The following is a 20025-nucleotide window of genomic DNA, read 5'->3' on the forward strand; positions in this document are numbered from 1 at the left end:
TCCCCCTTGTGGGGAGGGATTGAGGGTGGGGGTCTCTGTCATGGCTCCAACCGCAATCGATCCGGCAGCGATAAAGCGCGCTAGATCGTTGCGCCGGAACATGACGGAAGGCGAGTGCAAGTTGTGGTCCGAACTGAAAGAGTTTCGCCGTCTTTATGGACTGCATGTCCGCAGGCAGGCGCCGATTGGACCCTATGTGGTTGACTTCGTTGTTCACGACAAAGGCATCGTGATCGAAGTCGATGGCCAACACCATTTTGAACCGGAGGGACTCGCAAGAGACCGCATTCGGGATGCTTGGCTTCTAGAGCAGGGATATCGCGTATTGCGGTATTCTACCGGAGAACTGGCGGATTCATTCGACGGTTGCGTCGAGGAGATCCTGCGCGAGGTGAATGTGATGTGAGTTTTCGGAACGCCGGCCCCTGGCCCTTCTGGAGCAGTGTGCGGCGGTCCTAGGTAGATCCGAACCAATGCCAAGGCGCTCGCAAAGAAGCGCGGCAGCAATAGGGGAACTGACGAAATGACAAAAGTCATCAGAAACGGCACCATCGTCACGGCCGACCGGACGTGGAAGGCCGACGTGCTGATCCAGCACGGCAAGATCGTCGCCATCGGCGAGAATTTGCATGCCGACCACGAGTTCGACGCCACCGGCTGCTACATCATGCCCGGCGGCATCGATCCGCATACGCATCTCGAAATGCCGTTCATGGGCACCTATTCGGCCGACGACTTCGAGAGCGGCACGCGTGCGGCACTCTCAGGCGGCACGACGATGGTGGTGGATTTCTGCCTGCCGGCGCCCGGGCAATCGCTGCTCGAAGCGCTGCAGATGTGGGACAACAAGACCTCGAAGGCGTGTTCCGACTTCTCTTTCCACATGGCGATCACATGGTGGGGCGAGCAGGTGTTCAACGAGATGGCTGAGGTCGTCGACAAGGGCATCACCTCGTTCAAGCACTTCATGGCCTACAAGGGCGCGCTGATGGTGGACGACGACGAGATGTACGCGTCGTTCAAGCGCTGCGCCGAACTCGGCGCGCTGCCGCTGGTGCATGCCGAGAACGGCGACGTGGTCGCGCAACTGCAGGCGAAGCTGATGGCCGAGGGCAACAACGGCCCCGAGGCGCATGCTTATTCGCGCCCGCCGGAGGTGGAGGGCGAGGCGACCAACCGTGCCATCATGATCGCCGACATGGTGGGTTCGCCGCTCTACGTGGTGCACACCTCCTGCGAGCAGGCGCATGAAGCGATCCGCCGGGCCCGGCAGAAGGGCATGCGCGTCTTTGGCGAGCCGCTGATCCAGCACCTAGTGCTCGACGAGACCGAATATTTCAACAAGGACTGGGACCATGCGGCGCGCCGGGTGATGAGCCCGCCGTTCCGCAACAAGCTGCACCAGGACTCGCTGTGGGCCGGCCTGCAGGCGGGCTCGCTGCAGGTGGTGGCGACCGACCATTGCTCGTTCACGACGGCGCAGAAGCGTACCGGCGTCGGCGATTTCACCAAAATCCCCAACGGCACCGGCGGTCTCGAGGACCGCATGCCGGTCCTGTGGACCAAGGGCGTCAACACCGGCCGGCTGACGATGAACGAGTTCGTGGCGGTGACCTCGACCAACATCGCCAAGATCCTCAACATGTACCCCAAGAAGGGCGCCATCGTCGAAGGGGCCGACGCCGACATCATCGTCTGGGATCCCAAGCGCAAGAAGACGATCGCGGCCAAGAGCCAGCAGTCGGTGATCGACTACAACGTCTTCGAGGGCATCGAGGTGACCGGTCTGCCGCGCTTCGTGTTCACCCGCGGCGAGCTGGCGATCCAGGAGCACGAGGTCAAGGCGCATCCCGGCCATGGCGAGTTCGTCGCCCGCGAGCCGCATGCCGCGGTCAACCGGGCGCTGTCGCAGTGGAAGGAAATCACCGCACCGCGCAAGGTCGAACGCACCGGCATCCCGGCGACGGGCGTGTGAGGCGTCGGGGAGCGGCGTGGAGATAAGCAAGCGGCTTGCAGGGCTGGTTCCCGATGGCGATGTGTACCGAGTGATCGGCTACTACATCAATAGGATGGCGGGCCTTGAGTATGTCGTCGATCAATTCCTGTTTGCTTTAGTCAAGGAAATGAAAGGATCGGAACTGTTGTCATCCATTCGATCATTTCCTGCCCGCATGGCGGAGAAGATCGATCTAATCGCTTTGGCTTATATCGCGATCCCAAAGCTCAGGAGTTGTGGCGATGCTGACGATTTTGTCTGCATAAACAGCTTGGTTTGCGGGCTTGAGGAAGTTTGGTCGGCGCGAAATATTCTTGTCCACGGCAAGATACACTTTACTGAAACGACGGAGTCCAGCTTTCGCATCCGAACACATCAGTTCGAGCGTGTCGGACGCAACAAGTATCGGGAGGCCCAATACGATATTGGAGTCGATGCTATCTTAGATCGCCTCAATCGGGCTCGTTACCTTGAAATGCAACTTAGGCAAGGAACTGAAATTCTTCAGGGTAAGGATGTTCGAGCGCAGCAAGATGAGTTGCGTCGAGGAAGATCAAGAGCGCGAGAGCTTGTTTCTTACTACAAAAAATGGGGGTACGAAATTGAATACGCCAACAGTTGGCTGCCTCTGAGAGACGAAGAAGAAGATTAGACTGAGGGATTTTTCTTTCAGGCGTTTGATCCGCCCTGGGCGAACGGAGCGCGTAGTTTCAAGGCTTGGTGCAAAACAGCGGAACGATCAGCGCTGTTTTCTTCCGCCAAGCTGGATCAAGTGGACGCTTCCCTCATCTTCGGAGAGGATGGCACTATGTGGGGTAAAGTCGGGCAATGCTCATGACAGTCAATCAAGCCACGGCGACCAGCGTCGAACGGAACGCGGTTGTCGAAGCCAGACAACTGGGGCTGACCTTCCAGACCAATGACGGCCCGGTGCGGGCGCTTTCCAATGTCGACCTGACCATCAACAAGGGCGAGTTCGTTTCCTTCATCGGCCCTTCGGGCTGCGGCAAGACGACCTTCCTGCGCGTGATCGCCGACCTCGAGAAGCCGACCGAGGGCACGATCTCGATCAACGGCATGTCGCCCGAACAGGCGCGCGAGGCGCGGGCCTATGGCTACGTGTTCCAGGCGGCGGCGCTGTTGCCCTGGCGGACGATCGAACGCAACGTGGCGCTGCCGCTCGAGATCATCGGCCTGCCCAGGGCCGAGCAGCAGGAGCGCATCAAGCGCACGCTCGATCTCGTCAACCTCTCCGGCTTCGAGAAGAAGTATCCCTGGCAGCTGTCCGGCGGCATGCAGCAGCGCGCCTCGATCGCGCGTGCGCTCGCCTTTGATGCAGACCTGCTGTTGATGGACGAGCCGTTCGGTGCGCTCGACGAGATCGTCCGGGACCATCTCAACGAACAACTGCTGGAACTTTGGCGGCACACCAACAAGACCATCTGCTTCGTCACCCACTCGATCCCGGAGGCAGTGTATCTTTCGACCCGCATCGTGGTGATGTCGCCGCGCCCCGGTCGTGTCACCGACGTGATCGAATCGACGCTGCCGCGCGAGCGGCCGCTCGACATCCGCGAGACGCCCGAGTTCCTGGCGATCGCGGCGCGTGTCCGCGACGGCCTGAGGGCAGGGCATAGCTATGACGATTGAGGCGCGGACTCGCGGCGAGGCGTTACCCCCACCCCTAACCCCTCCCCACAAGGGGGAGGGGGATTCTGGCGCGCATGCATCCGATGAAGGGCGCAGGCGGGCGCGCATTTGGTCCCCTCCCTCTTGTGGGGAGGGGCTAGGGGTGGGGGTATTCTTGATGCCTTCGGGAATTGGACAATCAACGATCTCGCGCGCGCGCCGGCTGCGCAGGGGCATGACCGATGGCGAACGCAAGCTCTGGTCGGAGCTTCGGGAGTTCAGGCGCTGGTATGGTGTCCATGTGCGCCGGCAGGCGCCGATCGGTCCCTATGTCGTTGACTTCGTGATCCACGAGAGTGGTCTCGTCATCGAAGTTGACGGCGAGCATCATTTCACTCCCTCGGGGCTGTCGCGAGATAGGGTGCGCGACGACTGGCCGGCTACTCAGGGCTACAAGGTACTTCGTTTCAACACTGGTGAACTTGAGGCGTCGTTCAACGGCTGCATCGAGGAGATACTGCGGGAGCTTGGGCTGATGCGTGACACCCCCACTCTCGATCCCTCTCCACAAGAGGTGGGGGGACGAGGGTAGCGCCATGGACCGTGTCAGAGACAAGATCATCCCGGTTCTGACCATCCTCGCGGCGCTCGTGGCCGTCTGGTATGTCGCGGCCGTGTTCATGAACGCGCCGTTCCAGCGCGACCTCGACCGGCGCTCGGGCGAGACGCCGGGGACCGTGGAGTTCATCGGCAAGACGTTGTCGCAGCCGAAGCCGACGATGCCGGCGCCGCACCAGGTGGCCCAGAATTTCTTCGAGAACACCTTCCTCAGGAAGGTCACCAGCAACCGCAGCCTCGTTTACCACGCGTGGGTGACGCTGTCGTCGACGCTGCTGGGCTTTGCCTTCGGCACCGCGCTCGGCATCCTGATCGCGGTCGGCATCGTGCATGTGCTTGCGCTCGACCGCAGCCTGATGCCGTGGATCATCGCCTCGCAGACCATTCCTATCCTGGCGGTTGCGCCGATGATCATCGTGGTGCTGGCGGCAATTGGTATCACCGGGCTGATCCCCAAGGCGCTGATCTCGACCTACCTGTCGTTCTTCCCCGTCGCCGTCGGCATGGTGAAGGGCCTGCGCTCGCCCGAGATCATGCATCTCGACCTGATGCACACCTACAATGCGAGTGCCTCGCAGACCTTCTGGAAGCTGCGCGTGCCCGCATCGGTGCCGTTCCTGTTCGCCTCGATGAAGGTGGCGGTGGCGGCGAGCCTCGTCGGCGCCATCGTCGGCGAACTGCCGACCGGTGCGGTTGCCGGCATCGGCGCGAAGCTGCTCGCGGGGGCCTATTACAGTCAGACCATCGACATCTGGGCGGCACTCGTTGCCGGCTCGATCGTGGCGGCGATGCTGGTGGTGCTTGTCGGGCTGGTCGGCAAATTGGTCGAACGTTCCATGGGCGGGAGGCCGGCATGAGTTTTTCCAGACTGTCCTGGCAGGTCGGGCTGGCCCTGGTGCTGTGTGCCGTGGCCATGACCACGATGCCCATGCTGGCGGCCGAGGCCGCGGTGCCGATGTCGAACGGCACGACGTCGCTCGTCATCGGGCTCATCGCGTTGAGTGCCGTCGCCTCCTTTGCCATGTTTTCGGGCGTCGCCAGCGCCGTCGTGCTTTTCATCGGTGCCCATGGCGCTGCCTGGCTGCTGATTGCGGGCATTGCCGGCAACGAAGGCATGGCGCGCATGCCCTATTTCCTGCTTCTGGCGGCCGCCTGGCTGCTCGCCTGGCGCTGCGTCGCCGAATTGTCGGCGTTGCGATCGCGCTCGAAACAGGCGAGGACATTCCTGCGCCTGCTGATCCCGGCGATCTTCGGCGCCTGGATCCTGATCCTGTGGGAGGCGGTGACGCGCGGCGCGGGCATTCCGTTCATCCTGTTGCCGCCGCCGAGTTCGGTCGCGGCCCGCATCGCAACCTCGCTGCCGATCCTCGCGGCCGATGTGCAGCAGACGATCTTCAAGGCCGTGCTGTTCGGCTATGTCGTCGGCTGCGGGGCAGGGTTCGTCGTCGCGATCCTCGCCGACCGCGTGGCGTTCCTGCGCAGGGGGCTCCTGCCCATCGGCAACATGGTGTCGGCGCTGCCGATCATCGGCGTGGCGCCGATCATGGTGATGTGGTTCGGCTTCGACTGGCAGTCGAAGGCGGCCGTGGTGATCATCATGACCTTCTTCCCGATGCTGGTGAACACCGTCGCAGGTCTCGCCGCCTCCGGCCACATGGAGCGCGACCTGATGCGCACCTATGCGTCCAACTATTGGCAGACGCTGTTCAAGCTCAGGCTGCCGGCCGCGGCCCCGTTCATCTTCAACGCGCTGAAGATCAACTCGACGCTGGCGCTGATCGGCGCCATCGTGGCCGAATTCTTCGGCACGCCGGTCGTCGGCATGGGCTTCCGCATTTCGACCGAGATCGGGCGCATGAATGTCGACATGGTCTGGGCGGAGATCGCGGTTGCGGCTCTGGCCGGCTCACTCTTCTATGGCGTGGTCGCCCTCGCGGAGAGGGCAACCACATTCTGGCATCCGTCCGTCCGTGGTGGACGGGCGTGACCTAAGCTCCGGGGCGGGGCCGCGGTCCAACTTCAGAGGGAAAAGAAGATGAAAAGACTTGTGGTTTCACTGATGGCGGGGGCGATGTCGCTGGCCGCGGTGCAGGCGATGGCAGCGGAGAAGGTGACGCTGCAGCTCAAATGGGTGACGCAGGCGCAGTTCGGCGGCTACTACGTCGCCAAGGACAAGGGCTTCTACGAGGAGGAAGGCCTCGACGTCGACATCAAGCCGGGCGGTCCCGACATAGCGCCGGAGCAGGTGATCGCCGGCGGCGGGGCCGACGTCATCGTCGACTGGATGGGCGGCGCGCTGGCGGCCCGCGACAAGGGCGTGATGCTGGTCAACATCGCCCAGCCGTTCAAGAAGGCCGGCATGCAGCTGGTCTGCCCGAAGGACGGCCCGGTCAAGACCGAAGCCGACTTCAAGGGCCGCACGCTCGGCGTCTGGTTCTTCGGCAACGAATATCCATTCTATGCCTGGATGAACAAGCTCGGCATCCCGACCGAGGGCGGCAAGGACGGCGTGACCGTGCTGAAGCAGAGCTTCGACGTGCAGCCGCTGATCCAGAAGCAGGCCGACTGCATCTCGGTGATGACCTACAACGAGTACTGGCAGCTGATCGATGCCGGCTACAAGGCGGAGGACCTGACCGTCTTCAACTACTCGGCGATGGGCGTCGACCTGCTCGAGGATGGCCTCTACGTGATGGAGGACAAGCTCAAGGACCCGGCCTTCGAGGAGAAGATGGTGAAGTTCGTCCGCGCCTCGATGAAGGGCTGGAAGTATGCCGTCGACAATCCCGACGAGGCGGCCGAGATCGTGGTCGAGAACGGCGGCCAGGACGAGAACCACCAGAAGCGCATGATGGGCGAGGTGGCGAAGCTCATCGACAACGCCGACGGCAAGCTGATCGAGGCGGCCTACGAGCGCACCGCCAAGGCGCTGCTCGACCAGAAGATCGTCACCAAGGAGCCCTCGGGCGCCTGGACCTCGGCCATCACCGACAAGGCGATCAAGTAAGGCTCTCCGCAGGCACGCAAGGAGAGGGGCGGGCGTCCGCCCCTTTTCTTTCTTGGGTGAGGCTGTCGAACTACGGGATTTGGAGCAGGCAGAGCGCGGCGCCCGGCGCCCTCGTGGTTCGACAGGCTCACCAAGAGGGCTGCTGAAGCGTCCGCGCTACTTCGCCAGCGTGTAGAAGGTCAGCGTGCGGGGCTCGCCCTTGGAATAGTTCATGCCTTCGATGCGGCCGAGTTCCGTGAGCGCGGCAGCGCCGCCCGGCACGGCGTCGAGGAAGCGCTTGGTTTCGGCCGCCGAGACGACGGCGATGACGCAGGCAGGATCCTGGGCGAGCGCTTCGGCCGCCCCCTTGCCGCTGGTGAGCAGCGTATCGGTGCCGGCGAGGAAGACCAGGCTCGGCTCGCCATAGCCGGCGGATACCAGGCGCGAGGTCGGGCAGGTCTTCAGTTGCTCGAATTGCCCGGCGATCTGCGGGCTGAGCCAAAGGGGCCGGAGCGGCGGCAGCACCTTCCAGGTGAGGACGCCGAAGGCGGCTGCCGCGGCGGCAGCCGCAAAGCCGGTGCGCCGGAGCGGCGACAGGTCCTTGGGCATGCCGGCGCCGAGGGCGGCGGCGACCAGCACCAGCAGGCCGGCGAGCTGGCCCCACCAGGAATACTGGCCGAGGAAATAGGGCGTGACCCCGGTGGCGATCGCCGCCAGGCCGGCGCTGACGCCGATCACGCCGAAGGCGCAGACGCGGCGCAGCCAGAGCTGCCAGCGCGGCTGGACGATGCCTGACGCCACCGGGTCGGTCAGCGACCAGGCCATCAGCAGGATCAATGCCGGATAGGCCGGCAGCGCATAGTGCGGCAGCTTGGTCGGGATGAGCTCGATGGCGATCCAGTAGGGCAGGTACCAGGCGAGGCAGAACAGCAGCCGCGGATCGTCGCGGAAACGGTTGAGCGCCTTGAGCCCGCCGTCCAGCGCCGCCAGGGCAAAGGGCCACATGAACACCGAATAGGTGAGGAAGTAGTAGCCCGGCGGGAAGCCGTGGGATTCCTGGCCGGAACCGACCTTGCTGAGCAGGTCCTTGCCGACCGATTCCTGCCAGAACTCTGCGCCGGTCCTGATGGTGATGAGGACCAGCCAGGGGGCGGCGACGAGCAAGGTCAGCAGGAGGCCGGTGAAGGGGCGCAATTTGCGCAGCCAGGCGCGGTCGCGGTCAAAGATGGCGAGAGCTGCTATGGTAAGCACGCTGAGGAAGGGCACGACCGGGCCCTTGATGAGCAGTGCCAGGCCCTGGGCGAACCAGAACAGCCGGTTGGCGTGGCCCTTAGGCCTGCCGGCGCGATGGCCGAGATAGATGGCGGCGAGCGCCCCTTGGGCGAGGAGGGCCGTGGCCAGCAATGTCGCATCGGTCTTGGCGATGCGCGCCTCGATGCCGAGCACCAGCGCTCCGGCGAGGCCGAGCCCGGCGATCAGGCCGGCGGTGCGGCCGAACATGCGGTCGCCGATGAAGGCGAGCGCCAGCACCGAGAACGTCCCGGCAAGCACGGAGACGAGCCGGTAGACCCAGATCGGCGCATCGCTGCCCTGGCCGCTGACCAGCACGGCCGCAGACTGCAGCCAGTAGATGCCGGCCGGCTTCTTGTAGCGCGGCTCGTCCTGGAAGCGGATGTCGACATAGTCGCCGCTCTCGACCATCTGCCTGGTGGCCTGGACGAAGCGCGACTCGTCGCGGTCGGTCGGCGGCAACGTGGCGATGCCCGGCGCGAAGGCGAACAGGCAGAAGACGGCGAGCAGTAGATAGTTGAGCGGCGTCAGCGCCTTGCGATGCTTCTCGGAGAAATTGATTCCGGCGTGCTGCATGCCACCGGTCACTCCGTCTGTGCCATGGCGGCGCGGCGCTCATTGGCGATCAGCCACAAATTGCGGATGTAGATGAACAGGCCGAGCCCCTGGCCGGCGATGAACACCGGGTCCTGCCGCTGGATGGCGTAGATCAGGAGCAGGGCGCCGCCGCCGAGCGAGAAGAACCAGAAGGCGACCGGCACGACCGAGCGCTTGGCGCGCTCGGAGGCAAGCCACTGCACCACGAAGCGCATGGTGAACATGCCCTGGGCGATGAAGCCGAGCAGGATCCAGCCGTTGAACTGGGCGACGAAGACGTCGTGCAGCCAGGTGCCGAGTTCGGAAATGAAGGTCATTGGCCAAGCTCCGTGACCGTTGGCACGACCCTGCGGCGGCGGCGCAGCCACCAGACCCCGGTGAGGTCGAGGATGCCGCGCAGGCCGCGATCGAGGATGCCGTAGTTGGATTTGCCGTGACGGCGCGAGCGGTCGACGACGTCGACATGGATGACGGCGCGGCCCTCGCGGATGACCAGCGCCGGCAGATAGCGGTGCCAGCCGTCGAAATAGGGCAGCTGGCGGAACAGCTCGGTGTGCAGCGCCTTGAGCCCGCAGCCGGAATCGCGCGTGCCGTCGCGCAGGATGCGCTCGCGCAGGCCGTTGGCGAAGCGCGAGGAGAACTGCTTGAGCCTGGTGTCGGTCCGCTTGAGCCGCTGGCCGGCGGCGATGCCGACCTTGGGGCCCGCCGCTGCAAGCGCGTCGGCGAGCCTGGGCAGATAGGCGGGATCGTTCTGGCCGTCGCCGTCCATGGTCACGACGATGGCGCCCCTTGCGGCGAACACGCCGGAGCGGACCGCAGCGCTCTGGCCGGCCGAGCGGTCGTGGCGGACATGGCGCAGGCGGCCGGCGGACCCGGCGAGGTCGGCGAGCACCTGGGGCGTGCGGTCGGTCGAGCCGTCGTCGACGACGATGACCTCGTAGTCGCGCCCGTCCATCGCCGCGTGAACCTCGCCGATCAGGAGCGGCAGGTTGTCGGCCTCGTTCTTGCACGGAATGACGATCGATATCATCAGCTTGCCTGGAGAATGTCGGAACAATGCGGGGAAATGCGCGGCCTCAATAGCATCAAAGCCGCGCGTTTGCCACGGTTCCCGCTTTCCGCAAGGGAATGATCAGCGCTTCTCCCGGATGTCGGTCAGCGTGCGCATCGGCGTGATCGCCTCGGGATCGAGCTTGATCTCGATGATCGACGGCTTGCCGCTCGAGCGCGCGCGTTCGAAGGCGGCGGCGAACTCGTCGGTCTCGCGCACCGTCTCGCCATGGCCGCCATAGGCCCTGGCAAGGGCTGCGAAATCCGGGTTCTTGAGGTCGGTCGCCTCGACACGGCCGGGATATTCACGCTCCTGGTGCATGCGGATGGTGCCGTAGATGCCGTTGTTGACGACGATCACGATGATTGGCAGCCCATATTGCACGGCGGTGGCAAATTCCTGGCCGTTCATCAGGAAGCAGCCGTCGCCGGCAAAGGCGATGACCTCGCGCTCGGGGAACAGGCCTTTGGCTGCGACCGCCGCCGGCGTGCCGTAGCCCATCGAGCCCGAGGTCGGCGCGCCCTGCGTGGCATAACGGCGGAAGCGGTGGAAGCGATGCACCCAGGTGGCGTAGTTGCCGGCGCCGTTGGTAAGGATGGCGTCCTCGGGCAGGGCCTTTTCCAGCCAGTTCATGATCGGGCCCATCTGGACCGCGCCCGGACCGGTGAGCGGCGGCGTCGACCATTCGAGATAGGCTGAGTGCAGCGCCTTGGTGGCCTCGGCCCAGGCCGGCCTGGCGGCGGGCTTGCGCTTGGCGAAGGCCTCGACGAAGGCCGCGGGCGAAGCGTTGATGGCAATCGTCGGGCGATAGACGCGGCCAAGCTCGTCGGCGTCGGCATGGACGTGGACCAGCTTCTGGTCCGGGTAGGGGCTCTTGATCAGCGTGTAGTCCGACGAGGGCATCTCGCCGAAGCGGCCGCCGACCAAAAGCACGACGTCGGCTTCCTTGATCGCCTTGGCGATCTTCGGGTTGACGCCGATGCCGACGTCGCCGGCGTAGTTGTCGTGCAGGTGGTCGAACAGCATCTGGCGGCGGAAGGAGACGCCGACCGGCAGCGACCAGGCCTCCGAGATCTTCTTCATGCGCTCGACCGCCTCGGCGTTCCAGCGCGTGCCGCCCAGGATGACGAACGGGTTTTTGGCGCCGTTGAGCAGGGCTTCGAGCTTTGCCAGGTCCTGTTCGCCCGGGTACGTCTCGACCGGCGTGGCGGGCAGGGCGACGGGCGCTTCGACCTCGCTGGTCAGCATGTCCTCGGGCAGCGAGATGACGACGGGGCCGGGACGGCCCGACGTGGCGACCGAGAAGGCGCGCGTGACCAACTCCGGAATGCGCGCGGCGTCGTCGATCTCGACCACCCACTTGGCGATGTCGCCGAAGAAGCGCCGGTAGTTGACCTCCTGGAAGGCCTCGCGCTCCTTGGCGTGGCTCGCGACCTGGCCGATGAACAGGATCATCGGGATCGAATCCTGCATGGCGATGTGCACGCCGGCCGAGGCGTTGGTGGCGCCGGGGCCGCGGGTGACGAAGCAGATGCCCGGCTTGCCGGTGAGGCGGCCGTGGCAATCGGCCATCATGGCAGCGCCACCTTCCTGGCGGCAGACGATGCTGCGGATCCTGGAATCATGCAGCGCGTCGAGCACGGCGAGGTAGGACTCGCCCGGCACGCAATACATGCGGTCGACGCCATTGGCTTCGAGGGCCTCGACGATCAGCGTTCCGCCGGTCTTCATTTTTCGGTCTTCTCCAGTTCGGCAAGGATTTCCGCGGTGTGTTCGCCGAGCCGCGGCGAGGGGCGGGTGTAGGAAAGCGGCGTCTCGGACATGACCATGGGCGCGCGCACGGAAGGCAGCTTGTTGCCGTGGCCGTCGTCGAGGTCCATGCGCATGCCGCGGGCGATCGCCTGCGGGTCGGCGAAGGCCTGGCCGATATTGTTGATCGGGCTCGCCGGCACGCCGGCCTTTTCGAGCAAGCCGAGCAGCGCCTCGCGCCCGAAGCCGGCAAGGGCCGCGACCATCTTCTCGCGCAGCGCGACGCGGTTGGCGACGCGGGCCGAGTTGGTGGCGAACAGCGGGTCGGTGGCGATGTTCTCGAGGCCGACGACGGCGCAGAACTTCTGAAACTGGCCGTCATTGCCGACAGCGAGGATGAAGTGGCCGTCCTTGACCGGCAGCACCTCGTAGGGAGCGATGTTGGGGTGGGCGTTGCCCATCTGCACCGGCGGGTTGCCTGAAACGAGATAGTTGAGGTTCTGGTTGGCGAGCACGGACATCTGGGCGTCGAACAGCGCCATGTCGATGTGCTGGCCCTCACCGGTGGCCTCGGCGTGGCGGAGTGCGGCCTGGATGGCGATGACCGAATAGAGGCCGGTGAAGATGTCGGTGACGGCGACGCCGACCTTCTGCGGCTCGCCGCCGGCGGGGCCGGTGATCGACATCAGGCCCGACATGCCCTGGACGATGAAGTCGTAGCCCGCGCGCGGCGCGTAGGGGCCGGACTGGCCGAAGCCGGTGATCGAGCAGTAGACCAGCTTCGGGTTGATCCTTTTCAGGCTGTCATAGTCGAGGCCGTATTTCTTCAGCCCGCCGAGCTTGAAGTTCTCGATCAGCACGTCGGCGCCGGCGACCAGCTTGCGCACCACCTCGGCACCCTCGGGCGTCGAGAAGTCGAGCGCGATCGAGCGCTTGCCGCGGTTGCAGGAGTGGTAGTAGGCGGCCGAGAGATTCTCGCCGTCGTGGCCGGTGACGAAGGGCGGGCCCCATTTGCGCGTGTCGTCGCCGCCGTCGGGATTTTCCACCTTGATGACGTCGGCGCCGAGATCGGCGAGCAGCTGGCCGGCCCAGGGCCCGGCGAGGATGCGGGCAAGTTCGATGACACGGACGCCGCTAAGGGGCGGATTGCTCATGAAGCACCACAGTTCATTTCGGTCGGGCCACGCTCTATCAGGAGTCCTTATGTCCCGCCACCACGTTGCAATGGGCCAGTCGTGCCGTTCATGTGGGCAAGACGCCATCCAGCCAGGCGGCAAAGTCCTGCATGACCACGTCGCGGTTCACCTCGTTGAGGCTTTCGTGGCGGGTCTCGGCGTAAATCCTTGAAACGAGATTCGAAAAGCCCATCCGGCGCATGCGCCGGGCAAGCACCTCGACGGCCTTGCCGCCATCGGTCGCAGGGTCGTGGGCGCCACCGACGAGGTTGAAGGGCAGGTCCTTGCGCACGGAGGCGAAGTTGCGGTCGTCGGCACCCGTGAAGATCAGCTCGAAGACGTCTGCCCACATCGACACCGAGGCGTCCCAGCCGCAGAGCGGGTCGGCGACGTAGGCGTCGACCTCGGCGGGATCACGCGACAACCAGTCGAAATCGGTGCGGCGGCCCGCGATCTTCTTAGCCCAGTCGCCGAAGGTGAGTTTCGGCAGGATGCGGGAGGGGACGTCGGAGCCGAGCCGGAAGCGCTCGAAGGCGAGGATCGCCTGGGCCAGCCTGCCGAGCAGGCCGGCGGAGAAGTTGGCGTTCCAGGCGGCGGCGGCAGCGACGCGGCCGGAATGGCGCAGCACGAAGTTGAGCGCGATCAGCCCGCCCATCGAATGGCCGAAGATCACGACCGGCAGGCCGGGATGATCGGCGGCGATGTGGTCGTGCACGGCGAGCACATCCGCCAGCACGAGGTCGACGCCGCCTTTCGCCGCGAAGCGCCCGGTGGGGGCATCCGCTGCCCGGGTCGCGCCATGGCCGCGGTGGTCGTGGGCGTAGACGTGAAAGCCGCGCGCGGCGAGGAAATCGGCGAAGCGGGCATAACGCGCGGCATGCTCCGCAAGGCCGTGATTGACCTGGACCACGGCCCGGGCCGGCGCCTCGGCGCGGCGCATGTGAAGGTTGAGCTGCGCCCCGGTGGGCGAGGCGAGCGTGATGCGACTGTCGAACGGCATTTCTGGTTCCCCGGCAGGACTGTTGAGGGACAAGACCGCAGTCGTCAAGCTCATGCGAAGCGCTTTGCACGAAGACAATGTCAGGAGCCGTCAAGGGCGGTCTTGCAGGCCCAAAGTCAGCCCATATATTTCGCTTACCTTCCAGGCCGGTCCGTCCCCGCCGTCCGCGTCTTGCATCCTCCGAACCGCAAGTGACCGACATGCAGCCGATTATTTCCGTCTCCAATCTTTCCAAGACCTATGCGTCCGGGTTCACGGCGCTGAAGAACGTCAACCTGGACATCCGCCGCGGCGAGATCTTCGCGCTGCTCGGCCCCAACGGGGCCGGCAAGACGACGCTGATCAGCATCATCTGCGGCATCGTCAATCCGTCCGAAGGCAAGGTGCTGGCCGACGGCCACGACATCATCACCGACTATCGCGCCGCGCGCTCGCGCATCGGGCTGGTGCCGCAGGAACTGACCACCGACGCCTTCGAGACGGTGTGGGCGACGGTCAGCTTCAGCCGCGGTCTGTTCGGCAAGCCGGCCAACCCTGCCCACATCGAGAAGATCCTCAAGGACCTGTCGCTCTGGGAGAAGAAGGACAACAAGATCATCACGCTGTCGGGCGGCATGAAGCGGCGCGTCATGATCGCCAAGGCGCTGTCGCACGAGCCGCAGATCCTGTTCCTCGACGAGCCTACCGCGGGCGTCGACGTCGAACTCAGGCGCGACATGTGGGAGGTGGTTCGCTCGCTGCGCGAGACCGGCGTCACCATCATCCTCACCACCCACTACATCGAGGAGGCCGAGCAGATGGCCGACCGGGTGGGGGTGATCTCCAAGGGCGAGATCATCCTGGTGGAGGAAAAGGCCGAACTGATGCGCAAGCTGGGCCGCAAGCAGCTGACGCTGCAGCTGCAGAACCAGCTCGACAGCCTGCCGGCGGCACTCGCCAGCCACGGGCTGGAACTGGCCGAGGGCGGCCACGAGATCGTCTACACCTACGACACGCAGGGCGAGCGCACCGGAATCACGGCGCTGCTCAAGGATCTCAACGACAACGGCATCCGCTTCAAGGACCTGCAGACCAAGCAGAGCTCGCTCGAAGAGATCTTCGTCAATCTGGTGAGGGAACGGCGATGAATTTTTATGCGATCCGCGCGATCTACCTGTTCGAGATGGCGCGCACATGGCGCACGCTGCTGCAGAGCATCGTCTCGCCGGTCATCTCGACCTCGCTCTACTTCGTCGTCTTCGGCGCGGCCATCGGCTCGCGCATCAGCGAGATCAACGGCATCAGCTACGGCGCCTTCATCGTGCCGGGGCTGATCATGCTGTCGCTGCTGACGCAGAGCATCTCCAACGCCTCCTTCGGCATCTATTTCCCGAAGTTCGTCGGCACGATCTACGAACTGCTCTCGGCGCCGGTGTCCTATATCGAGATCGTCATCTCCTATGTCGGGGCGGCGGCATCGAAATCGATCATCCTCGGCCTGATCATCCTGGCGACGGCATCCCTGTTCGTGCCGCTCCAAATACAGCACCCCGTCTGGATGCTGGCCTTCCTGGTTCTGACGGCGGTGACATTCAGCCTGTTCGGCTTCATCATCGGCATCTGGGCCGGAAATTTCGAGCAACTGCAACTGGTGCCGCTGCTGATCGTGACCCCGCTCACCTTCCTGGGCGGCAGCTTCTATTCCATCGACATGCTGCCGCCGTTCTGGCGCGCGGTGTCGCTGTTCAATCCTGTGGTCTATCTGGTCAGCGGCTTCCGCTGGAGTTTCTTCGGCGTATCCGACGTCAATGTCGGCATCAGCCTCGGCATGACGCTGGTATTCCTTGCCGCCTGCCTGACCGCGGTGTGGTGGATCTTCCGGACGGGCTGGCGGATCAAGGTCTAACGGTCGCGCCAGCCTTCGAATCGGCGGCGGAGGAGAAAAGCCATGGCCAGCGACGGGTTCGGCGGATTTCCGGCGGAGACGCTGAAATTCCTGCGCGGCATCGACGAGAGGAATGCCAAGGCGTGGTTCGAACAGAACCGCGACCTCTACGAGGCCGGCTATGTGGCGCCGGCCCGGGCCTTCGTCGAGGACATCGGCCCGCGCCTGAGGAAAATATCGCCAGGCGTGCAGTTCGAGGCGAGGGTCAATGGTTCGATCGGGCGCATCAATCGCGATGTCCGGTTCTCGAAGGACAAGCGGCCCTACAAGAACCACCTCGACATCTGGTTCTGGCACGGCGGGAGGAAGGGCTGGGACTGCCCGGGCTTCTACCTGCGCATCGCGCCGACACGGATTTTCCTGGGCTCGGGGATGCACGGCTTCGAGGGAAAGCTGCTCGACGATTTTCGCCGGGCGGTGGTGTCGGATGCTGCCGGCGCGCGGCTGATGGCGGCGATCAATGCCGTGGACGGGCAATACGAGATCGGCGGCGAGACCAGGAAGAGCGTGCCGCGCGGCTTCGATGCCGATCATCCCCGCGCCCGGTTTCTCCGGCACGAAGGTCTCTACGCCGGCATCGAGCTGCCGGCGGCGATCGCCGAGGCGCCCGATTTCGCCGAGCAGGCGCTCGCACACTTCGCCGCCACCTGGCCGATCGGCAAGTGGCTGCTCGAGGACGTGACGCACGCCGGCTAGCGGTGACGGGACGATCAGCCGCGGCCGATTTCGGCCTGCAGCCATGTCCGAAACGCTTTCGAACAGGAACTTTCCGATCCCGGCAAGGGTGAAGGCCGCGCGCCGGATCCTGCAGGCGCTGGACGGGCAGTCCGACTGATGGTCCGGTGGGGAAAACAAGCGCCCCACCATGCGCCGCGCCGGCGCGCGGCGGAGTGCGAACCTGGCAGGTGGTGGCGGCGATGCCCGAAAGCATTTGCCGTTTCGGGCTGGATCGCCTACATAGCGGCCAACTCTCCATCAACTGAGCAGCAGGATACGCGCGCGTGGCACGCCAGTTCATCTATCACATGGCGGGACTGACCAAGTCCTACGGCACCAAGAAGGTGCTGGATAACCTCAACCTGTCGTTCTACCCGGACGCCAAGATCGGCATCCTCGGACCGAACGGCGCCGGTAAGTCGACCGTGCTGAAGATCATGGCCGGCCTCGACAAGGAATGGTCGGGCGAGGCCTGGCTGGCCGAGGGCGCCACCGTCGGTTACCTGGCGCAGGAGCCCAAGCTGGATCCGAACAAGACCGTGTTCGAGAACGTCATGGAAGGCGTCGCCAAGAAGACGGCCATCATCGAGCGCTACAACGAGCTGATGATGAACTACTCGGACGAGACCGCCGACGAGGGGGCGCGTCTGCAGGACGAGATGGACCGCCTCAACCTGTGGGACCTGGAACAGCAGGTCGAGATGGCGATGGACGCGCTGGGCTGCCCGCCCGGCGATTCCGAGGTCACCCAGCTGTCCGGTGGCGAGCGCCGCCGCATCGCGCTGTGCCGCCTTTTGCTCGAACAGCCCGACCTGCTGCTGCTCGACGAACCGACCAACCACCTCGACGCCGAGACCACCGGCTGGCTGGAAAAGCACCTGCGCGACTATCCGGGCTCGGTGCTGATCATCACCCACGACCGCTACTTCCTCGACAACGTCACCGGCTGGATCCTCGAGCTCGACCGCGGCCGCGGCATCCCCTACGAGGGCAACTACACCAAGTACCTTGACGCCAAGGCCAAGCGCCTGATCCAGGAAGGCCGCGAGGACGACGCCCGCCAGAAGGCGATCTGGCGCGAGCGCGAGTGGATTTCGTCCTCGCCCAAGGCACGCCAGACCAAGTCGAAGGCGCGTATCAAGGCCTATGAGGAACTGGTCGAGCAGTCGCAGAACCGCAAGCCGACCGACACGCAGATCGTCATTCCGTCGATCGAGCGCCTCGGCAACCGCGTCATCGAGGTCGAAGGCCTGAACAAGGGCTACGGCGACGAGCTGCTGATCGAGGACCTGGCCTTCAGGCTGCCGCCCGGCGGCATCGTCGGCGTCATCGGCCCCAACGGCGCCGGCAAGACCACGCTGTTCCGGATGATCACCGGCCAGGAGACGCCCGACAGCGGCTCGATCCATGTCGGCGAGACCGTCAAGCTCGGCTATGTCGACCAGAGCCGCGACGCGCTCGACCCGAACAAGACCGTCTGGGAAGAGATCTCCGGCGGCGCCGAGGTCATCAAGCTCGGCAAGCACGAAGTGAACAGCCGCGCCTATTGCTCGTCGTTCAACTTCCGCGGCGGCGACCAGCAGCAGAAGGTCGGCAACCTGTCGGGTGGTCAGCGCAACCGCGTCCACCTCGCCAAGATGCTGAAGAACGGCGGCAACGTGCTTTTGCTCGACGAACCGACCAACGATCTCGACACCGAGACGCTGGGCGCGCTCGAGGACGCGCTCGAGGCCTATGCCGGCTGCGCCGTCATCATCAGTCACGATCGCATGTTCCTCGACCGCATGGCCACCCACATGCTCGCCTATGAGGGCGACGCCCATGTCGAGTGGTTCGAAGGCAACTTCGAGGAATACGAGAAGGACAAGGTCCGCCGTCTCGGCGCGGAGGCGACCACCCCGCACCGCATGACCCACAAGCGCCTGACGCGCTGATGCGGAAACTTATCTGATCGGCCGGCTCTTACGCTGGCCGATCATCCTCGTACAAATCGGGGGTCATGGCAAAAACGAGCACGGGGCAGCCACCCGCGCCGCCACCAACTATTCGGGGTCCGAGCTTGTCGAAGTGCGTCGTAGAAGAGCCGGTTCCTGCCGTATTGCGCCCCAGCTGAAATCCATCTCGCTGTAACAAGTCCATCAGGGATGTGGCTCGGGTGACTACAATCCCTAGATCTGCTACTCGCAGGTCGTACAATAGTCGAAAGTTGTTTAGATCTCGGTCGTAAAAGGGGTCTTTATTATTCCATTCAACTTCGAGTGCAACTTTTCCCTTGAAGCAGTCAACCTTGTGGGTTGGAGAATCACTTCTCGTGCCGTCTACTAGGAAGGCTGTTTCAAATTTTCGTTCGCGCCAACCCATCGCGTATAGTGCGGAATCGATCGCACCGGAGATTGGGCTCTTTCTACCACCGGGGGTAGCCAAGTCACTGTGACGTAGTCGAAAATCACTGAGCACCTGCAGTATTTCCAACCACTCGGCGGTGTGGCCGTGCTCCAGAATGGTTTTTGCATTTCTCCAATCATAGCAATCCCAGCCGGGGATTAGATCAATCTTGTTCAATCATTACTCCGCGGGCTCAACAGTAGAATTATATGCATATGTCTTCCAGGTAGGCTTGTAGCTTTCGTCGGCTTGATTGCCCCAGTACGTCCATCCGGGTCTTGTTCCCCGCGCAAACATTTCCAGGTAGGGGCCCTTTGAGCAGCTTTCAATAAGATCATATTGCTCATCTGGCTTGCGAGAATGCTCGCGTTTACGCGACGACATATAATTTACCTGACTGCGAGCGGGAGCTTCGGTTCGAGCATTCTTTCCGCGGACGCCAAATAACAACAGCTCTGTCACATTGCGGAAGTAGAAGCCAACGCCCCGTCCGTCCGAGCCTCCGTCCTTACGAATTTTATGCCATACAATATTTGCTTTGTACTCGAATCCCCATGAAGTCATCACTCGCAATCCATCGGGCAGTAGGGCGTTAGGAACCCAAAGGTAAAGGTGAGCTGGCTGATAGGTAAGGTCGGCAACAGGGAGTGCGCAGATCGCATCAGTGCTCATAGTCTCATAGCGAGACAGCCTTCGATGCTCGGGCGCAACCTTGCCCGTTCTGTTGATAAATCTCCAGGGCGGGTCTGCCAAAACCGTATGAAACTTCTTCCCGGCAGTACGCCGGACAAGATCGATTGTCGGCTCCAAGGCTTCGGCATTCATAGCAGTTCCCCGCACTTGGGTACGAACAAAAACAGAACAAACTTCATATGTCAACAATGGCTGATTCTTGTTGGGAAGTCCTG

20 protein-coding genes are annotated in these 20025 nt (G+C 63.9%); 12 read left to right on the plus strand and 8 right to left on the minus strand.

Annotated features, from left to right (window positions below; all coding sequences use genetic code 11):
- The first annotated feature begins 40 nt into the window (after positions 1-40).
- From PV773_RS03285 to PV773_RS03320, 8 genes are all read left to right on the plus strand, one after another.
- Positions 41-406 carry a DUF559 domain-containing protein gene (locus tag PV773_RS03285; RefSeq protein ID WP_347964977.1) on the plus strand — a complete coding sequence of 122 codons (366 nt, stop codon included), beginning with the start codon at positions 41-43 and terminating at the stop codon, positions 404-406.
- Between the two features lie 117 nt (positions 407-523).
- A complete protein-coding gene (gene hydA, locus PV773_RS03290; RefSeq protein ID WP_347964978.1) occupies positions 524-1975 on the plus strand; it encodes a dihydropyrimidinase in 1452 nt (483 codons plus the stop codon).
- Between the two features lie 16 nt (positions 1976-1991).
- A complete protein-coding gene (locus PV773_RS03295) occupies positions 1992-2648 on the plus strand; it encodes a hypothetical protein (protein ID WP_347964979.1) in 657 nt (218 codons plus the stop codon).
- A gap of 176 nt (positions 2649-2824) precedes the next feature.
- A complete protein-coding gene (locus tag PV773_RS03300) occupies positions 2825-3646 on the plus strand; it encodes an ABC transporter ATP-binding protein (protein ID WP_347964980.1) in 822 nt (273 codons plus the stop codon).
- Positions 3647-3803: 157 nt separating this feature from the next.
- Entirely contained in the window at positions 3804-4217 is a 414-nt protein-coding gene (locus PV773_RS03305; protein ID WP_347965417.1) for an endonuclease domain-containing protein, read from the plus strand.
- A 4-nt stretch (positions 4218-4221) separates the two neighbouring features.
- A complete protein-coding gene (locus PV773_RS03310; protein ID WP_347964981.1) occupies positions 4222-5100 on the plus strand; it encodes an ABC transporter permease in 879 nt (292 codons plus the stop codon).
- A complete protein-coding gene (locus PV773_RS03315; protein WP_347964982.1) occupies positions 5097-6230 on the plus strand; it encodes an ABC transporter permease in 1134 nt (377 codons plus the stop codon). The genes PV773_RS03310 and PV773_RS03315 overlap by 4 nt, the downstream gene beginning before the upstream one ends.
- A gap of 48 nt (positions 6231-6278) precedes the next feature.
- Positions 6279-7250, plus strand: coding sequence for an ABC transporter substrate-binding protein (locus tag PV773_RS03320; RefSeq protein WP_347964983.1), 972 nt, complete (start codon positions 6279-6281; stop codon positions 7248-7250).
- 156 nt (positions 7251-7406) lie between these two features.
- Here the strand turns inward: PV773_RS03320 and PV773_RS03325 are convergent, their stop codons facing one another.
- From PV773_RS03325 to PV773_RS03350, 6 genes are all read right to left on the minus strand, one after another.
- Positions 7407-9095: a glycosyltransferase family 39 protein gene (locus PV773_RS03325; RefSeq protein WP_347964984.1), complete on the minus strand. Its 1689-nt coding sequence runs from the start codon at positions 9093-9095 to the stop codon at positions 7407-7409.
- Positions 9096-9103: 8 nt separating this feature from the next.
- Positions 9104-9433, minus strand: coding sequence for a lipid-A-disaccharide synthase N-terminal domain-containing protein (locus tag PV773_RS03330; RefSeq protein WP_347964985.1), 330 nt, complete (start codon positions 9431-9433; stop codon positions 9104-9106).
- Positions 9430-10146 carry a glycosyltransferase family 2 protein gene (locus tag PV773_RS03335; RefSeq protein WP_347964986.1) on the minus strand — a complete coding sequence of 239 codons (717 nt, stop codon included), beginning with the start codon at positions 10144-10146 and terminating at the stop codon, positions 9430-9432. The genes PV773_RS03330 and PV773_RS03335 overlap by 4 nt, the downstream gene beginning before the upstream one ends.
- Positions 10147-10248: 102 nt before the next feature.
- The gene (locus PV773_RS03340) at positions 10249-11898 is read right to left on the minus strand and encodes a thiamine pyrophosphate-binding protein (protein ID WP_347964987.1); all 1650 of its coding nucleotides are present in this window, start codon (positions 11896-11898) and stop codon (positions 10249-10251) included.
- Positions 11895-13070: a CaiB/BaiF CoA-transferase family protein gene (locus tag PV773_RS03345; protein ID WP_347964988.1), complete on the minus strand. Its 1176-nt coding sequence runs from the start codon at positions 13068-13070 to the stop codon at positions 11895-11897. Before PV773_RS03345 ends, PV773_RS03340 begins: the two co-directional genes overlap by 4 nt.
- An 88-nt stretch (positions 13071-13158) precedes the next feature.
- Entirely contained in the window at positions 13159-14091 is a 933-nt protein-coding gene (locus PV773_RS03350) for an alpha/beta hydrolase (protein ID WP_347964989.1), read from the minus strand.
- A 200-nt stretch (positions 14092-14291) separates the two neighbouring features.
- On the opposite strand from PV773_RS03350, the gene PV773_RS03355 reads away from it, so the two are divergent.
- The 4 genes from PV773_RS03355 (at position 14292) to ettA (ending at position 18666) form a co-directional block, all read left to right on the plus strand.
- Positions 14292-15218, plus strand: coding sequence for an ABC transporter ATP-binding protein (locus PV773_RS03355; RefSeq protein WP_347964990.1), 927 nt, complete (start codon positions 14292-14294; stop codon positions 15216-15218).
- On the plus strand, positions 15215-15976 hold the full coding sequence (locus PV773_RS03360) for an ABC transporter permease (protein ID WP_347964991.1): 762 nt from the start codon (positions 15215-15217) through the stop codon (positions 15974-15976). The genes PV773_RS03355 and PV773_RS03360 overlap by 4 nt, the downstream gene beginning before the upstream one ends.
- Before the next feature lie 42 nt (positions 15977-16018).
- Complete coding sequence (locus PV773_RS03365; RefSeq protein WP_347964992.1) at positions 16019-16711, plus strand: DUF2461 domain-containing protein; 693 nt, start codon at positions 16019-16021, stop codon at positions 16709-16711.
- A gap of 305 nt (positions 16712-17016) precedes the next feature.
- The gene (gene ettA / locus PV773_RS03370) at positions 17017-18666 is read left to right on the plus strand and encodes an energy-dependent translational throttle protein EttA (RefSeq protein WP_340038706.1); all 1650 of its coding nucleotides are present in this window, start codon (positions 17017-17019) and stop codon (positions 18664-18666) included.
- Between the two features lie 28 nt (positions 18667-18694).
- On the opposite strand, the gene PV773_RS03375 is transcribed toward ettA, so the two are convergent.
- Together PV773_RS03375 and PV773_RS03380 are read right to left on the minus strand one after the other, a co-directional pair.
- Complete coding sequence (locus tag PV773_RS03375) at positions 18695-19294, minus strand: BglII/BstYI family type II restriction endonuclease (RefSeq protein ID WP_347964993.1); 600 nt, start codon at positions 19292-19294, stop codon at positions 18695-18697.
- 3 nt (positions 19295-19297) lie between these two features.
- A complete protein-coding gene (locus PV773_RS03380) occupies positions 19298-19942 on the minus strand; it encodes an MT-A70 family methyltransferase (RefSeq protein ID WP_347964994.1) in 645 nt (214 codons plus the stop codon).
- Positions 19943-20025 lie beyond the last annotated feature (83 nt).

Source organism: Mesorhizobium sp. CC13, assembly GCF_039907765.1.
In the GTDB taxonomy this organism is placed as follows: domain Bacteria; phylum Pseudomonadota; class Alphaproteobacteria; order Rhizobiales; family Rhizobiaceae; genus Aminobacter.

Coding starts and splice junctions, on each gene's coding strand:
- PV773_RS03320 (WP_347964983.1), top strand. CDS start 6,279: ATGAAAAGACTTGTGGTTTCACTGATGGCGGGGGCGATGTCGCTGGCC.
- PV773_RS03360 (WP_347964991.1), top strand. CDS start 15,215: ATGAATTTTTATGCGATCCGCGCGATCTACCTGTTCGAGATGGCGCGC.
- PV773_RS03355 (WP_347964990.1), top strand. CDS start 14,292: ATGCAGCCGATTATTTCCGTCTCCAATCTTTCCAAGACCTATGCGTCC.
- PV773_RS03325 (WP_347964984.1), bottom strand. CDS start 9,095: ATGCAGCACGCCGGAATCAATTTCTCCGAGAAGCATCGCAAGGCGCTG.
- PV773_RS03285 (WP_347964977.1), top strand. CDS start 41: ATGGCTCCAACCGCAATCGATCCGGCAGCGATAAAGCGCGCTAGATCG.
- PV773_RS03315 (WP_347964982.1), top strand. CDS start 5,097: ATGAGTTTTTCCAGACTGTCCTGGCAGGTCGGGCTGGCCCTGGTGCTG.
- PV773_RS03305 (WP_347965417.1), top strand. CDS start 3,804: ATGCCTTCGGGAATTGGACAATCAACGATCTCGCGCGCGCGCCGGCTG.
- PV773_RS03330 (WP_347964985.1), bottom strand. CDS start 9,433: ATGACCTTCATTTCCGAACTCGGCACCTGGCTGCACGACGTCTTCGTC.
- PV773_RS03300 (WP_347964980.1), top strand. CDS start 2,825: ATGCTCATGACAGTCAATCAAGCCACGGCGACCAGCGTCGAACGGAAC.
- PV773_RS03310 (WP_347964981.1), top strand. CDS start 4,222: ATGGACCGTGTCAGAGACAAGATCATCCCGGTTCTGACCATCCTCGCG.
- PV773_RS03340 (WP_347964987.1), bottom strand. CDS start 11,898: ATGAAGACCGGCGGAACGCTGATCGTCGAGGCCCTCGAAGCCAATGGC.
- PV773_RS03350 (WP_347964989.1), bottom strand. CDS start 14,091: ATGCCGTTCGACAGTCGCATCACGCTCGCCTCGCCCACCGGGGCGCAG.
- PV773_RS03365 (WP_347964992.1), top strand. CDS start 16,019: ATGGCCAGCGACGGGTTCGGCGGATTTCCGGCGGAGACGCTGAAATTC.
- PV773_RS03345 (WP_347964988.1), bottom strand. CDS start 13,070: ATGAGCAATCCGCCCCTTAGCGGCGTCCGTGTCATCGAACTTGCCCGC.
- PV773_RS03335 (WP_347964986.1), bottom strand. CDS start 10,146: ATGATATCGATCGTCATTCCGTGCAAGAACGAGGCCGACAACCTGCCG.
- hydA (WP_347964978.1), top strand. CDS start 524: ATGACAAAAGTCATCAGAAACGGCACCATCGTCACGGCCGACCGGACG.
- PV773_RS03380 (WP_347964994.1), bottom strand. CDS start 19,942: ATGAATGCCGAAGCCTTGGAGCCGACAATCGATCTTGTCCGGCGTACT.